The following is a 14,451-nucleotide window of genomic DNA, read 5'->3' as shown; positions in this document are numbered from 1 at the left end:
CCCCTCGAACTATGCTGATGAATGCTTATTGAAACGGACCGATGCGACCCAGATCGCCGAAGTTCATCCAGACGAAGAACGCCCTGCCCACGATGTTCTTGTCTGGAACGAAGCCCCAGAAACGCGAGTCCGCCGAATTATCGCGGTTGTCGCCCATCATGAAATAGTTGCCGGCCGGCACCTTGCAGACCACGCCTTCGACCGAGTAACGGCAGTTTTCGCGAAACGGAAAGTCGCTGGCGCCCGGAACGAAGGACGGCGCGGCCTCGTCGTTGAGCAGCTTGTGCTGCTTGCCGCCCAGGTCCTCCCCGTATTGCTTGAGCAGGCGCATCGACTCGCTGTCGAGGTAGTCGGCATCCGCCACCTTGGACACCGGCTGGCCGTTGATCGTCAGCTTCTTGTTCAGGTAGGCCACTTCGTCGCCGGGAATACCGACCACGCGCTTGATGTAGTCCATGCTCGGCTTGGGCGGGTAGCGGAACACCACCACGTCGCCGCGCGCCAGCGGCGTTCCGTCGGTGATCTTGGTGTTGATCACGGGCAGGCGCAGGCCGTAGGTGAACTTGTTGACCAGGATCAGGTCACCGGTCAGCAGCGTGGGCATCATCGAGCCCGAGGGAATCTTGAAGGGCTCGTAGAGAAACGAGCGCAGCAGGAACACCACCAGGATCACGGGGAACAGGCCCGCGGTCCAGTCGAGCCACCAGGGCTGCATCAACAGCCGCTCGCTCGCCTTCGCGTCGGCCGTATCGACCTGCCTGATGCCCTGCTCGGCCAGGCGCGCATTGCGCTCGGTCAGCGAGTCTTCGAGCCTGGCGGCGGCCCGTTCGCGCCGGGGCAGGAAATAGAAGCGCTCGGCCAGCCAGTACAGCCCGGTGACCACTGTGGCCAGGAACAGCAGCAAGGCAAAGTTGCCTTCGATCGCGTTGAAATACCAGGCGCCGACATAGGCGGCGAAGGCCGCGAGGACCAGGGTGGTGATGAATGCCATTTTTTTGATCAGTCTTCGACTTGCAGAATCGCGAGGAAGGCCTCTTGCGGGACCTCGACGGAGCCGATCTGCTTCATTCTTTTCTTGCCCGCCTTCTGCTTCTCGAGGAGCTTCTTCTTGCGGGTGATGTCGCCGCCATAGCATTTGGCCAGCACGTTCTTGCGAAGCGCCTTGATTGTCTCACGCGCAATGATGGTGACCCCAATGGCCGCCTGGATTGCCACGTCGTACATCTGGCGCGAAATGATCTCGCGCATCTTCGACACCACCGCCCGGCCGCGGTACTGCGACTGGCTGCGGTGCACGATGATCGACAGCGCGTCGACCTTGTCGCCGTTGAGCAGGATGTCGACCTTGACCACGTCCGAAGCGCGGTACTCCTTGAACTCGTAGTCCATCGAGGCGTAGCCGCGGCTCACCGATTTCAGCTTGTCGAAGAAGTCGAGCACGATCTCGCCGAGCGGCATCTCGTAGGTCAGCATGACCTGGCGGCCGTGGTAGGCCATGTTCATCTGCACGCCGCGCTTCTGGTTGGCCAGCGTCATGACGGAGCCGACGTATTCCTGCGGCATATAGAGATGCACGGTGACGATGGGCTCGCGGATCTCCGCCATCCTGCCGACGTCGGGCATCTTGGACGGGTTCTCGACCATGAGCACTTCGCCGTCGTTCTTGACCACCTGATAGACCACGCTCGGCGCGGTCGTGATCAGGTCCTGGTCGAACTCGCGCTCCAGGCGCTCCTGCACGATCTCCATGTGCAGCAGGCCGAGGAAGCCGCAGCGAAAGCCGAAGCCGAGCGCCTGGCTCACCTCGGGCTCGTAGCGCAGCGACGAATCGTTGAGCTTGAGCTTTTCGAGCGCGTCGCGCAGCGAGTCGTACTCGCTCGCCTCGGTCGGGTAGAGGCCCGCAAACACCTGCGGCTGGATCTCCTTGAAGCCGGGCAGCGCCTCGGTGGCCGTGGCCGCCGCGCCGCCGCTGCCGGGCTTGATCAGCGTGACCGTGTCGCCGACCTTGGCCGCCTGCAGTTCCTTGATGCCCGCGATGATGTAGCCCACCTCGCCCGCCTCGAGCGACGCACGCGCTTCGTTGGCGGGCGTGAAGACGCCGACGCTGTCGGCGTTGTACATCGCACCCGACGCCATCATCTTGATGCGATCGCCCTTCGCGAGCCGGCCGTCGACCACGCGCACCAGCATGACGACGCCGACGTACGCATCGAACCAGCTGTCGACGATCATCGCGCGCAGCGGACCGTCGGGATTGCCGCGCGGCGCGGGCATTTTGGCGACGATGGCTTCGAGAATGTCGTCGATGCCCACGCCGGTCTTGGCCGAGCACGGGATCGCATCGGTCGCGTCGATGCCGATCACGTCTTCGATCTCGGTGCGTGCGTTGTCGAGATCCGCGTTGGGCAAATCGATCTTGTTGAGCACGGGCACCACTTCGACGCCGAGGTCGAGCGCGGTGTAGCAGTTGGCCACTGTCTGCGCTTCGACGCCTTGCGATGCATCGACGACGAGCAATGCGCCTTCGCATGCCGACAGCGAGCGGCTCACTTCATACGAGAAGTCGACGTGGCCTGGCGTGTCGATCAGATTGAGGTTGTAGACCTGCCCATCGCGTGCCTTGTAGTGCAGCGCAGCGGTCTGTGCCTTGATGGTTATCCCACGCTCTTTTTCGATGTCCATCGAGTCGAGCACCTGCGCTTCCATCTCGCGTTCTGCGAGGCCGCCGCAACGCTGGATCAAACGGTCTGCGAGCGTCGACTTGCCGTGGTCGATGTGCGCAATGATCGAAAAGTTTCTGATGTGATTCATCAACGGGAACGCTTAAGTACTTGAATTGGCTCGTGCGCAGAGTGCGACAGGCAAGAAAAAAGGGCGCGTCTTCTGGAGACGCGCCCTGAACCAACAAGCAATGGCAACTGCAGTAGTTGGAACTTCATTGTAGGCAAAAAGGGAAGCACGTACATCCGGGAACAGGGTCCAAAGGGGTCGTTGCAGGTCCACAACATCAAAGATACGAACAGGTTATCCACAGGATCGGTGGAGCAGTTGCTGAACAACTTGTGGGCGATCTGTGGAGCACCGGTGGACTGCCGTCTGACATCTCGCATCGTGAAGGTCAGGGCACTCCTTATGCGCTGACCGCCCGCCGAGGGTGCCCTATTCTACCGAAATCCGTCCTTAGCCTTCCGATAAGTTAGTAATCGCAAACAAATATTGGCATTTCCAGGCCGTCAGATTTTTTTCGAGGCTGGCCCCAGAACGTCGCAAACACCTCAAAAAATGGCCCCAAACCCGACTGCCGGGTGGGGCCACTTGACGCCAACGCCGGATCAGCGTGCGGGACGAATCAGAGCGTACTGCGCCCAGTCGCCGCGACGGAACAGCACACTGAGCGGCTTGCTCTTGTCGGCCTTGCCGACGGCCGACTCGAATTCGCGCACACTCGAAACCTCGACATTCGCCACCGCCAGGATGACGTCGCCTTCGCGCAGGCCCGCACGAGCCGCGGCGTCGTTGGCGGCATCGACCTTCACGCCGCCCTTCAGCTTGAGTTCTTTCTTCTGCGCATCGGTGAGATCGCTCACGGCCAGGCCGAGCGACTTGAGGGCAGCGGATGCCGACGGCTTCGGCGCCGGCTCGTCGCGGTCGCTCGCGCGCTTGCCGGGCTTGTCGGGCTCGATCTCGGCAATGGTCACGTTGAGCTCGCGCGAAGCACCGCGGCGAAACACCGTGAGCGTGCTCTTGGTGCCCGGCTTGGTGTTGCCCACCAGGCGCGGCAGGTCGCTCGGCTTCTCGATGGCCTTGCCGTCGAACTTGGTGATGACGTCGCCCGGCTCCACGCCGGCCTTCTCGCCCGGCGAACCGGCTTCGACGCCGCGCACCAGTGCACCCTGCGCCTTGCCCAGGCCGATGGCTTCGGCCACGTCCTTGGTCACCTGGTCGATCTGCACGCCGATGCGGCCGCGCGAAACGCGCCCCGACGTGCGCAGCTGCTCGCTCACGCGGATCGCCTCGTCGATCGGGATCGAGAACGAGATGCCCATGAAACCGCCCGAGCGCGAGTAGATCTGGCTGTTGATGCCGACCACTTCGCCGCGCATGTTGATCAGCGGGCCACCCGAGTTGCCGGGGTTGATGGCCACGTCGGTCTGGATGAACGGCAGGTATTCGCCGGTGTCGCGCTGCTTGGCGCTCACGATGCCGGCGGTGACGGTGTTCTCGAGGCCGAAGGGCGAGCCGATGGCCATCACCCATTCGCCGACACGCAGCTTGGAGATGTCGCCGATCTTCACCGCGGGCAAGCCCGCGGCCTCGATCTTGACGACCGCGACGTCGGTGCGCTTGTCGGCGCCGATGATCTTGGCCTTGAACTCGCGCTTGTCGGTCAGCGTGACCAGCACTTCGGAGGCGTCCTCGACCACGTGCGCATTGGTCATCACGTAGCCGTCGGCCGTGAGGATGAAACCGGAGCCGACGCCGCGCGGACGCTCCTCTTCCTGCGGCTGCTGCGGCCGGTTCGGCCGCGGGGTCGAGCGCGGTGTGCCGGGCAGCGGCTGGCCGAAGAAGCGGCGGAAGAACTCCTGCATTTCCTCGTCCATCTCGCCGTTGCTGCCGCGCTGTGCGACCTTCTCGACGGTGCGGATGTTGACCACGGAGGGGCCCACCTGATCGACCAGGTCGGTGAAATCGGGCAGTGTGCGCGTCTGCGCATGGGCCGGCTCGACCGGCAGGAATGTGGCGCCAGCTGTCACTGCGAGCGCAAGAGCCAGCAGGCCGGAACGAAACTTGTGTCCCTCGACTTTGAAGATCATCGGTTTTCTTTCAAAAGAACAGAGCGGCTGAAAACAAGTGCTGTGAGTCTGCATCGTCCGCTTGGTTCAGCGCAATTGGCGCTTGTGCGGCCCGTCAGCGCGTACGCGCGAGGCTTTGGGCGAATGCATTGAGCGTCTGCTGCGGCACCTCGCCGACCGCGGTCAGCCACCAGTCGCCGGCCGGTTCGGGCAGACGCCGGCGGATGGCATTGGTCGCGCCGATGGTCAGCACGCCGTCGCGGGGCGCGCGCGCCGCGTCGTAGCGCTCGATGAAGAGCGACACCGAGGCCAGGCCATCGGAGAAGGTCCACTGGACCGTGGCCGCGTCCTGCTTCGGCTTGCCGCCGCTGCCTTCGCTGCCTGCTGTCGGACGGCGGAAGAAGCTTCGGGGCTTGAATCCGGCCACGGGTGTTCGCAGCATCCAGCCTTCGTCCTGCGCGTTGCTGCGCTCGAGCTCCAGCTTCTCGACGCGGTAGCCCGAGGTGTTGGACATCATCTGCGAGAGCGCCTGCGCCTTCACCGGCGCGTCGAGCTGCAGTTCGGAGAAGGCCGATTGCTCCACCACGCGGGATTCGCTGTCGACGGTCTGCAGCTTCACCACCAGTCCCGAGCGGCGCTCGCTCCAGATGCGATAGCCGAAGCGCAGCCCGTCGTGCGGCACCAACTGCACCACGTCGGCGTCGAAACCGGCCACGCGGTCCTTGCCGATCGCGCGCACGTCGTAGAAATCGCCGATCGATGAATCGGGCTGGTCCGGCAGGTTCGGGAAGAGATCGAGGTTCTCGCGCTTCTCGACCTTCACAACTTTTGCTTCCGGCAGGAAGGTCATGACATTGCGGTTGCGCCGGAAGGTCGAGCGCTGCGGCCCCGACAAGGCTTCGATGCGTTCGATCTGGTGCTCGCCGTCGCGCACATGCCAGATGCGCGCGCTCGACAGATCGCCGCCCGGCGCCGACACCACGAAGGTGCCCACATAGTTGCGCTGCCGAGCCCCCGCGTGCATGCGCTGCAGCCACTCGGTCACGCCCATGGCCGGTGGCTCGTCCGTCTGTGCGGTGGCCGCACTCTTCGCATTTGCAGCGCCCGAGCGGGTCTGCGCGGTGGCAGCCTGCGCAAGGCAGAAAGCGGCAAACACAAGCACGCAGGCGCGTGCGGAGATCGGCATCTGAACGGTCATTGCGGGCGGCGGGTAGGAGTTGCGCGCGCTCAGCGCGTCGGTCCCTCGAAAGTGGCATTGCGCAGGAAACCCGAAGGCATTTGCGATGCGCCGCCGGCCTGCTGGTGCGCCTCGAGCAGTTGGTCGAGCCGCGGATCGCGCAACATGACTTGAGGATTGCCATTGCCCACGAGCACGCGCGTCGGGGTCAGCACGCTGCCGGCGGGCTGCGGGCTGTTGATCGCTGCTGCCGCCAGCACCGAATTCACCGCCGGCTGCTGTTGCTGCGGGACCGACGCCAGCTGCGCGCCTCCCTGAGGAACCGCGGTGCCATTGCCGACCAGGGTCCAACTGATGGCGGCCACGGCCATCAGCGACGCAGCGCCGGCCACCAGCTTCCATCGGAACACCGGCTCGTTGGCCGCTTCCGCCCTGCGCTGCACAGGCTGTGCCACCGATGCGGCGACCGGCGTCGACGCAGGGGCGACCATCACGGGCTCCGCCGCCAATCGCTGTTGGAAGCGCGCCAAGAATGTGGAGGTGTCGCTGCACGGCGAATGCGAACCCGAACGCAGCACGTCGCCCGCGACGTGGAAGGCCTGCCATGCCGCCCGCGCCTCGCCATCGGCGCAGATTGCTTGGATCGCCTGCGCGAACGCCTCGCCCTGCAAATGACCATCCGCAAGTGCGGACACCTGTTCCCGAACCGTCATCGTCTGATTCATTTCATTCACCTGCTTACTTACCAACGCTTGCCGGACTGGTTGTCCAGCAGTGGCTTGACCCTGGCCGAAATGGCCTCGCGCGCCCGGAAAATACGCGAACGCACCGTACCGATGGGGCAATCCATGACCTCGGCAATCTCTTCGTAACTCATGCCCTCGATTTCACGCAGCGTGACCGCCTGGCGCAGCTCGACAGGGAGTGCTTCCATGGCTGCCTCGACGGCACTGGCGATTTCGTTCGCCGCCATGACCGATTCGGGGGTTTCGTCGGTGGTTGGTTCGTTTCCGGGACGGTAAGTTTCATCGTCGTCCTCAGAAGAAGGCCTCAGGGCAGCCTCGGAAATGGTTGGATCGCGCTTCATGTCCACCAGTGCCTTCTTGGCGGTGTTGACGGCGATCCGGTAGAGCCAGGTGTAGAACTGCGCCTCGCCGCGGAACTGATGCAACGCGCGGTAGGCACGAATGAAAGTTTCCTGCGCGATGTCCTCGATCAGGTCGACGTCGCGCACCATCCGCCCGATCAGCCGCTCGATGCGGCGCTGGTATTTGATGACCAGCAGTTCGAATGCCTTCTGGTCACCCGCGACGGTACGCTGGACCAGTTGGAAATCGACCTCGCCCGGACGCGGCGCCGCGGCGGGCACATCGGTCAGGCCGGATTCCGGCGGCACGGGAGGCACGGAAGTGGTCATCGACGGGAGTTCAGGGCGCGTCTGCCGGCGCCGTCGCGCGCCAGGGATCGCCAGCAGATGCCGCGGACGGGGCGCGCGCATATATCGCGCGGCGCACGTCGCGCCAGCGCTCCGGCATGGCCCTCTGCTCGATCCAGAGCCAGCGCCTGGCGCGGCCCGGCTCGGTGAGGCCGACCAGCATCAGCGACTGGAAATCGAGTGCTGCAAATGCCCGGGCGGCATGCACGGTGCGGGAGGCAGGGGCTCCCGTCAGCGACCAATGGAGGCCGTCGAAATGCAGCACGCCCGCGCCATCGCGCCGCAAGCCGAAGCCCGCAGCGACGCCCGCGAACACGACACTGAAAACCAGCAGCAGCTGGCGCCATCCAACGCTATCGAAGAGATAGCAGGACGCGCCCGCACAGCAAGCGCCAAGGGCCCAGAGAACAACGAGAATCCGGGTTGCGCCACGCGAGCGCCCCACCGGATAGGTCACCGACGGCGCGCTGTGCATGAAAGAGCAATGCTGCTCAAGCGCGCTTGAACACCAGCGTGCCGTTGGTGCCGCCGAAGCCGAAGTTGTTCTTGACCGCGACATCGATCTTCAGATCGCGCGCCTCGTTGGCGCAGTAGTCGAGATCGCACTCCGGATCCTGGTTGAAGATGTTGATGGTCGGCGGGCTCTTCTGCTCGTGCAGCGCCATCACCGTGAACACCGATTCGATGCCACCCGCGCCGCCCAGCAGGTGGCCGGTCATGGACTTGGTCGAATTCACGACGAGCTTCTTCGCGTGATCGCCGAATGCCAGCTTGACCGCGTTGGTCTCGTTGAGGTCGCCGATCTGCGTCGAGGTGCCGTGCGCGTTGAGGTACTGCACTTGGTCGGCATTGACGCCGGCATTGGCCAGCGCCATGGCCATCGAGCGGCGCGGGCCGTCGACGTCCGGCGCGGTCATGTGGTACGCGTCGCCCGTCAGGCCGAAGCCCGCGACTTCCGCATAGATCTTGGCGCCGCGCGCCTTGGCGTGTTCGTACTCTTCAAGCACCAGCACGCCGGCGCCCTCGCCCAGCACGAAACCATCGCGGTCCTTGTCCCACGGGCGCGAGGCCGTGGCGGGATCGTCGTTGCGCGTGCTCAATGCGCGAGGCGCGGTGAAGCCGCCGATGCCGAGCGGGGAAATGGTCGATTCCGCACCGCCCGCGATCATCACGTCGGCATCGCCGTACTCGATCATGCGTGCCGACGTGCCAATGGCATGCAGGCCGGTGGTACAGGCCGTGACGACAGCAATGTTCGGGCCCTTGAAGCCGTACTTGATCGAGACGTGGCCCGAGATCATGTTGATGATCGACGCCGGCACGAAGAACGGCGAGATGCGGCGCGGGCCGCGATTCGCGTATTCGCCGTGCGTTTCTTCGATCATCGGCAGTCCGCCGATGCCGGAGCCGATGTTGCAGCCGATGCGCACGGCTTTTTCATAGGACAGCGCTTCGCCGGTCGGCAGTCCGCTGTCCTGCACCGCCTGGATGGCGGCGGCGAGTCCCAGATGAATGAAGCGGTCCATGTGACGCGCTTCTTTCTCCGAGATGTATTGGGTGATGTCGAAACCTTTGACCTCACCGGCGAACTTGCAGGCGAAGGCGCTTGCATCGAACGCGGTGATGTTCGCAATACCCGACTTCCCGGCCAACAGGTTGGCCCAGGATTCGGTTGCGGTGTTTCCGACAGGAGCGATGCAACCGAGTCCGGTCACGACGACGCGGCGTTTGGTCATGCCGGCAAACCTTTCTGGAAGCGCTGAACAGTTGCCTGTCGGCGCGAGCGGTTCAAGTAAAAGCCGCCGGCCGCAGTTGCAGTGTTGTCAGCTGGCCTATCAGGCCTTTTGATTCTTGGTGGCGTAGTCGACGGCGTTTTGCACCGTGGTGATCTTCTCGGCATCTTCGTCGGGAATTTCGATGCCGAATTCGTCTTCGAGTGCCATCACGAGTTCGACCGTGTCGAGCGAGTCCGCGCCGAGGTCGGCCACGAAGGCCTTTTCATTCGTCACTTGGGACTCTTCCACGCCGAGCTGCTCGGCGATGATTTTCTTGACACGTGCTTCGATATCGCTCATTTGGTTCCCTCTGAGGGTTGTAGGTAATCGGTGGATTTTAGCCGGGCGCATTGTGGCATTTGCCGTGCACCCGGTACGGGGAAATTTGCGCCTTGCGGCTACATGTGCATGCCGCCGTTGACGTGCAGCTCCTGCCCCGTGACGTAGGACGCCTGGGGCGATGCGAGGTAAGCCACCGCGTGCGCGATGTCGGCCGGCTTGCCCAGGTGGCCCAGCGGGATCTGCTGGAGCAGCGCCTGTTGCTGGGCTTCGGGAAGGCTGGCCGTCATGTCGGTCTCGATGAAACCGGGTGCGACGCAGTTGACGGTGATGTTGCGGCTGCCCAGTTCGCGGGCCAGCGCACGGGTCATGCCCGCGACGCCGGCCTTGGCGGCCGCATAGTTGGCCTGGCCGGCGTTGCCGGAAGCGCCAACCACGCTGGTGATGCTGATGATGCGGCCGTAGCGCTGCTTCATCATCGGCCGGATCACCGCGCGCGAGAGCGAGAAGACGGCCTTGAGGTTGGTGTCGAGCACCGCATCCCAGTCGCTGTCCTTCATGCGCATGGCGAGCGTGTCGCGCGTGATGCCGGCGTTGTTCACCAGCACGTGGATTGCGCCGTAGGCCTGCACGATCTCGTCGATCAGGGCCTCGACGGCGGCGCCGTCATTCACGTCGAGTGCACGGCCGCGGCCGTCGAAGGCACTGAGGGCCGAGGTGATCTTGGCCGCGCCGTCATCGGTGGTGCCGGTGCCCACGACCTTGAGGCCGCGCTGGGCAAGTTCCAGCGCGATCGCCGCGCCGATGCCGCGCGTTGCGCCGGTGACCAGGGCGACTTGCCCTTCGAATTTGGGAATGCTCATAAGAAAAAGTGTCGGGGCCTTGCCGGTTCAGCCGGCGAGCGATTGTCGGGTGTCCGCGAGCGTGGCCGGGTCGTACACCGACGCGGCTTCCAGATCGGGGGCGATGCGCTTCACCATGCCGGCCAGCACCTTGCCGGGACCGCATTCGATGATGGCGGCTATACCGCGCAGTTTCAAGGCCTGCACGCTCTCGACCCAGCGCACCGGGCCGGCAGCCTGCCGCACCAGGGCGTCGCGAATGCGGTTGGCATCGGTTTCAACGGCAACGTCGATATTGTTCAGCACGGGAATCTGTGGCGCGGCCAGTTCAATGGAAGCCAGCTTCTCGCGCAATGCTTGCGCCGCGGGTTTCATGAGGCTCGAATGGAACGGAGCCGAAACCGGCAGCAGCAGCGCGCGCTTGGCGCCGTTGGCCTTGAGCAGTTCGCAGGCCTTGTCGACCGCGGCCTTGCTGCCGGCGATCACGGTCTGCATCGGGTCGTTGAAATTCACCGCCTCGACGATTTCCGCACTGCCGGCGCCAAAACTGGCCGTGGCTTCCGCACACCCGGCCACTACCTTGCCCGACTCCATGCCAAGCACCGCAGCCATCGCGCCGACACCGACAGGCACCGCCTGCTGCATCGCCTGCGCGCGAAAACGCACCAGCGGCGCAGCCTGCGCGAGCGTGAGCACGCCCGAAGCCACCAGCGCGGAATACTCGCCAAGCGAATGGCCGGCCACGGCGGAAGGCGTCGCGCCTCCCTCCGCCAGCCAGGCACGCCACACGGCCACGCCGGCAACCAGCATCACGGGCTGGGTGTTGGTGGTGAGCGCCAGCTCTTCCTTGGGACCATTCTTGATCAACGCACCGATGTCTTCGCCGAGCGCTTCGGAAGCTTCGCGAAGCGTTTCGACCACAGCCGGATGATCGCCCCAGGCGTCGAGCATGCCGACGGCCTGCGAGCCCTGACCCGGAAAGACAAAAGCAAAGGATTTCATTGTTTCAAGCGTCATCTTGCATCGCAGCACCCTCTTCCGGGCGCTGCAACGCACTACAGATTCAACAGCACCGCGCCCCAGGTGAAGCCGCCGCCCACACCCTCGAGCATGAGTGTCTGGCCCTTTTTCACCTTGCCGGAGCGCACGCCCTCATCGAGCGCCAGCGGAATCGATGCAGCGGAGGTGTTGCCGTGCTCGTTCACCGTGACGATCAATCTCTCGCGCGGAAGCTTCAGCTTCTTCGCCGTACCTTCCATGATGCGGATGTTGGCCTGGTGCGGGATGAGCCAGTCGATATCGGCATCGGTCTTGCCGGCCTTGGCCAGCGTGGTGCGCGCAGCTTCCTCGAGCACGCGCACTGCGAGCTTGAAGACGGCCTGGCCATCCATGTGCAGCAGCGGCGTGCCCAGCACGTTGCCGCCGGACACGTGGCCCGGCACGCAAAGAATGCCGACGTGCTTTCCGTCCGCATGCAGGTCGCTGGCCAGGATGCCGGGCTCCTGACTGGCTTCGAGCACCACCGCGCCCGCGCCGTCGCCGAACAGCACGCAGGTGGTGCGGTCATTGAAGTCGAGGATGCGGGAGAACACTTCGGCGCCCACCACCAGTGCGCAGCGCGCGGAGCCGGTGCGGATCATCGCGTCGGCAACGGTGAGCGCATAGACGAAGCCGCTGCAGACCGCCTGGACGTCGAATGCCGGGCAGCCGGCAATGCCGAGCTTGTTCTGCAGGATGGCGGCCGACGACGGGAACACCATGTCGGGGGTCGAGGTCGCGACGATGATCAGGTCGACGTCGCTGGCCTTGCGGCCGGCGGCTTCCAGGGCGTGCCGGGCCGCTTCGAAACCAAGGTCGCTGCTCGTGACGTCCGGCGCGGCGAAGTGCCGCGCATGGATGCCGGTGCGTTCGACAATCCATTGGTCGGAGGTTTCGATGCCGCGCGTCGCCAGATCCTTGGCGAGATCGTCATTGGTCACGCGGCGTGGAGGCAGGTAGCTGCCGGTGCCGGTAATGCGTGAGTAAGGAGGGGTCATCAAACGTGAAGGGCCGTCGCGTCGACCGGCGCCGCCGGGTCCTGCCGCGCGAGCAAAGGCGCGGCGTGGGCGATGCGGGCCCGCACGCGATCGAGCAGGTTGTTGCGAGCGGCATCATAAGCGCGATCCAGCGCATGGCCGAAAGCCACTTCGTCAGCCGAGCCATGGCTCTTGAAAACCAGGCCACGCAGGCCCAGCAGCGCTGCACCATTGTACCGCCGATGATCCAGGCGAGTTTTAAATGCTTTTAGGACCGGATAGGCAACAATTGCAGCAAGTTTCGTGAAAACGCTTCGCGAAAACTCGACTCGAATGAACTCGCCAATCATGGAGGCCACGCCTTCGCTGGCCTTCAAAGCCACGTTTCCGACGAACCCGTCGCAAACGACGATATCGGTGGTGCCCTTGAAGATATCGTTGCCTTCCACGTTGCCGTAGAAGTTCAGATCCTTGGAATTGGCAGCTGTACGCAGCAGTTGGCTTGCTTTTTTGATGGTTTCGCTGCCCTTGATGGCTTCTTCGCCAATGTTGAGCAAGCCGACCGAAGGCGCCTCGTTACCGGTCAACGCCGAGACCAGCGCCGAACCGAGCACCGCGAACTGAAGCAGGTCCTCAGCATCGCAATCGACATTTGCGCCCAGGTCGAGCACCGTTGTCGCCCCGCCCTTCGCGTTCGGCAACTGTGGCGCGATGGCTGGGCGGTCGATGCCTTCCAGCGTCTTGAGCAGATAGCGGGCAATTGCCATCAAGGCGCCGGTGTTGCCGGCCGAGACCGCTGCCTGGGCAGCGCCGTCCTTTACCTGCTGGATTGCCACGCGCATCGAAGAGTCTTTCTTCTTGCGCAGGGCGATTTCAATCGGGTCGTCCATGCCCACCACTTCGCTGGCAGCGACGATGCGGGCACGCGGATGCGCGGCAAATCCCGCCAGCGCGGCCGGCGCACCGACCAGCAGCAACGAGGCCTCGCTGTGCCGCTCGAGAAATGCGCGGCAGGCCGCGAGCGTGACGCGCGGCCCATGGTCGCCCCCCATGCAATCCACGGCGAGCGTGATTGCGGAAGGCGCAGCAGTGATTTCGGGAGAAGAAGGCGTAGCCATCAAAACAAAGGCCCGACGCTACGGCAGAAGTAGCTTCGGGCCTTGGCCTTGGGATGCGGAATCAGGCTTCGGACTTGTTCTTGAGCACCTGGCGGCCACGGTAGAAACCGTTGGGGCTGATGTGGTGGCGCAGGTGCGTTTCGCCGGTGGTCGGCTCCACGGCGATGCCGGGAACGACCAGCGCATTGTGGGAACGGTGCATGCCGCGCTTGGAAGGCGACTTCTTGTTTTGCTGGACGGCCATGATGGCTCCTGGACTGTTAGGTGAGTGATTGGATGCGGGCTCAAGCGGTGGCAATACAGAAACTTCAGCGGCATGTATGGAATGCCCCTCTCGTTGCTACCTGTATCGCTGCTCACGGCGGCGCGCGCGAAGCCCATGATTATAGCCCAGCCGGCAGGAAAGAGCTATTTCCCATCTTCCGGCTTGCGCGAACGCAACGCACCGAGCACCGCAAAAGGGTTCGGCTTGGCTTCTTCGGCCGCCTTGAAGTCTTCGTCGCTGGACGAAAGCTGTACCGGCGTCGGGCAGACATCGTGGGCGGGCATGACGGGGATTTCCATCAGCAGTTCGTCCTCGATCAGGGCGTGCAGGTCGAAATCCCGGCTCACGACGAGCAGGTCTTCCTCGGATTCCTCGTCCTGCGCCTCGGCGGTGGCCTCATCGGCCACGAAGCGGAACCAGCGATCCACCGACAGCAGGGAATCGACGGGCGACAGGCAGCGCTGGCAAACCAGTGGCACCACGGCTTCGGCCTCCAGGTGCAGCCAGGGCGTTGCCTTGCCATCCGCGCCGGGGCGTTCTTCCCCATGGGCCGCCCACCGGACCAGCGCATCGGGCGCCGGAACGGCCAGTTCGGCGGCCAGGCGTTCGTAGTCAGGAACCGGGTCGGTGGCTTCCAGGGTGGCGGCAGCGGCGGCAAAGCCCGGCACATTGAGCCGTTCGGGGGCAAATTCTCTCTTCATCCGCGGCAGTCTAGCGCGCCGGACGTTCCCCCGGCGCGGGGCATGGCGGAG

The 14,451-nt window shown here is 64.3% G+C and carries 15 protein-coding genes; all 15 read right to left on the bottom strand.

Annotation, left to right across the window (positions count from 1 at the left end; all coding sequences use genetic code 11):
* Positions 1-25 precede the first annotated feature (25 nt).
* The 15 genes from lepB to AC1DFC_RS00775 all read right to left on the bottom strand — a co-directional run bounded on the left by lepB (position 26) and on the right by AC1DFC_RS00775 (position 14,400).
* A complete protein-coding gene (lepB, locus tag AC1DFC_RS00845; RefSeq protein ID WP_007830479.1) occupies positions 26-991 on the bottom strand; it encodes a signal peptidase I in 966 nt (321 codons plus the stop codon).
* Between the two features lie 8 nt (positions 992-999).
* Entirely contained in the window at positions 1,000-2,811 is a 1,812-nt protein-coding gene (gene lepA / locus AC1DFC_RS00840; protein ID WP_007830478.1) for a translation elongation factor 4, read from the bottom strand.
* A 521-nt stretch (positions 2,812-3,332) separates the two neighbouring features.
* The gene (locus AC1DFC_RS00835; RefSeq protein ID WP_413331409.1) at positions 3,333-4,814 is read right to left on the bottom strand and encodes a DegQ family serine endoprotease; all 1,482 of its coding nucleotides are present in this window, start codon (positions 4,812-4,814) and stop codon (positions 3,333-3,335) included.
* A 94-nt stretch (positions 4,815-4,908) separates the two neighbouring features.
* Positions 4,909-5,991 carry a MucB/RseB C-terminal domain-containing protein gene (locus tag AC1DFC_RS00830; RefSeq protein WP_007830476.1) on the bottom strand — a complete coding sequence of 361 codons (1,083 nt, stop codon included), beginning with the start codon at positions 5,989-5,991 and terminating at the stop codon, positions 4,909-4,911.
* Between the two features lie 29 nt (positions 5,992-6,020).
* Positions 6,021-6,695, bottom strand: coding sequence for a sigma-E factor negative regulatory protein (locus AC1DFC_RS00825; RefSeq protein ID WP_007830475.1), 675 nt, complete (start codon positions 6,693-6,695; stop codon positions 6,021-6,023).
* A 17-nt stretch (positions 6,696-6,712) separates the two neighbouring features.
* Positions 6,713-7,387, bottom strand: coding sequence for an RNA polymerase sigma factor RpoE (rpoE, locus tag AC1DFC_RS00820; protein ID WP_413314991.1), 675 nt, complete (start codon positions 7,385-7,387; stop codon positions 6,713-6,715).
* A 10-nt stretch (positions 7,388-7,397) separates the two neighbouring features.
* Complete coding sequence (locus AC1DFC_RS00815) at positions 7,398-7,880, bottom strand: hypothetical protein (RefSeq protein WP_007830473.1); 483 nt, start codon at positions 7,878-7,880, stop codon at positions 7,398-7,400.
* A gap of 16 nt (positions 7,881-7,896) precedes the next feature.
* A complete protein-coding gene (gene fabF, locus AC1DFC_RS00810; RefSeq protein WP_007830472.1) occupies positions 7,897-9,141 on the bottom strand; it encodes a beta-ketoacyl-ACP synthase II in 1,245 nt (414 codons plus the stop codon).
* Between the two features lie 99 nt (positions 9,142-9,240).
* Positions 9,241-9,480: an acyl carrier protein gene (gene acpP / locus AC1DFC_RS00805; protein WP_007830471.1), complete on the bottom strand. Its 240-nt coding sequence runs from the start codon at positions 9,478-9,480 to the stop codon at positions 9,241-9,243.
* Positions 9,481-9,578: 98 nt separating this feature from the next.
* Positions 9,579-10,322 carry a 3-oxoacyl-ACP reductase FabG gene (gene fabG / locus AC1DFC_RS00800; protein ID WP_056510018.1) on the bottom strand — a complete coding sequence of 248 codons (744 nt, stop codon included), beginning with the start codon at positions 10,320-10,322 and terminating at the stop codon, positions 9,579-9,581.
* 27 nt (positions 10,323-10,349) lie between these two features.
* Positions 10,350-11,303 carry an ACP S-malonyltransferase gene (gene fabD / locus AC1DFC_RS00795; RefSeq protein WP_478178558.1) on the bottom strand — a complete coding sequence of 318 codons (954 nt, stop codon included), beginning with the start codon at positions 11,301-11,303 and terminating at the stop codon, positions 10,350-10,352.
* Positions 11,304-11,356: 53 nt separating this feature from the next.
* Positions 11,357-12,337: a beta-ketoacyl-ACP synthase III gene (locus tag AC1DFC_RS00790; protein ID WP_007830468.1), complete on the bottom strand. Its 981-nt coding sequence runs from the start codon at positions 12,335-12,337 to the stop codon at positions 11,357-11,359.
* On the bottom strand, positions 12,337-13,434 hold the full coding sequence (gene plsX, locus AC1DFC_RS00785; protein WP_081502619.1) for a phosphate acyltransferase PlsX: 1,098 nt from the start codon (positions 13,432-13,434) through the stop codon (positions 12,337-12,339). The genes AC1DFC_RS00790 and plsX overlap by 1 nt, the downstream gene beginning before the upstream one ends.
* Positions 13,435-13,495: 61 nt before the next feature.
* A complete protein-coding gene (gene rpmF / locus AC1DFC_RS00780) occupies positions 13,496-13,678 on the bottom strand; it encodes a 50S ribosomal protein L32 (protein WP_007830466.1) in 183 nt (60 codons plus the stop codon).
* A 164-nt stretch (positions 13,679-13,842) separates the two neighbouring features.
* Entirely contained in the window at positions 13,843-14,400 is a 558-nt protein-coding gene (locus tag AC1DFC_RS00775) for a YceD family protein (protein ID WP_007830465.1), read from the bottom strand.
* Positions 14,401-14,451 lie beyond the last annotated feature (51 nt).

It is taken from the genome of Variovorax sp. 10L421 (assembly GCF_056395365.1).
This window is presented reverse-complemented; position numbering and strand designations above follow the sequence as displayed.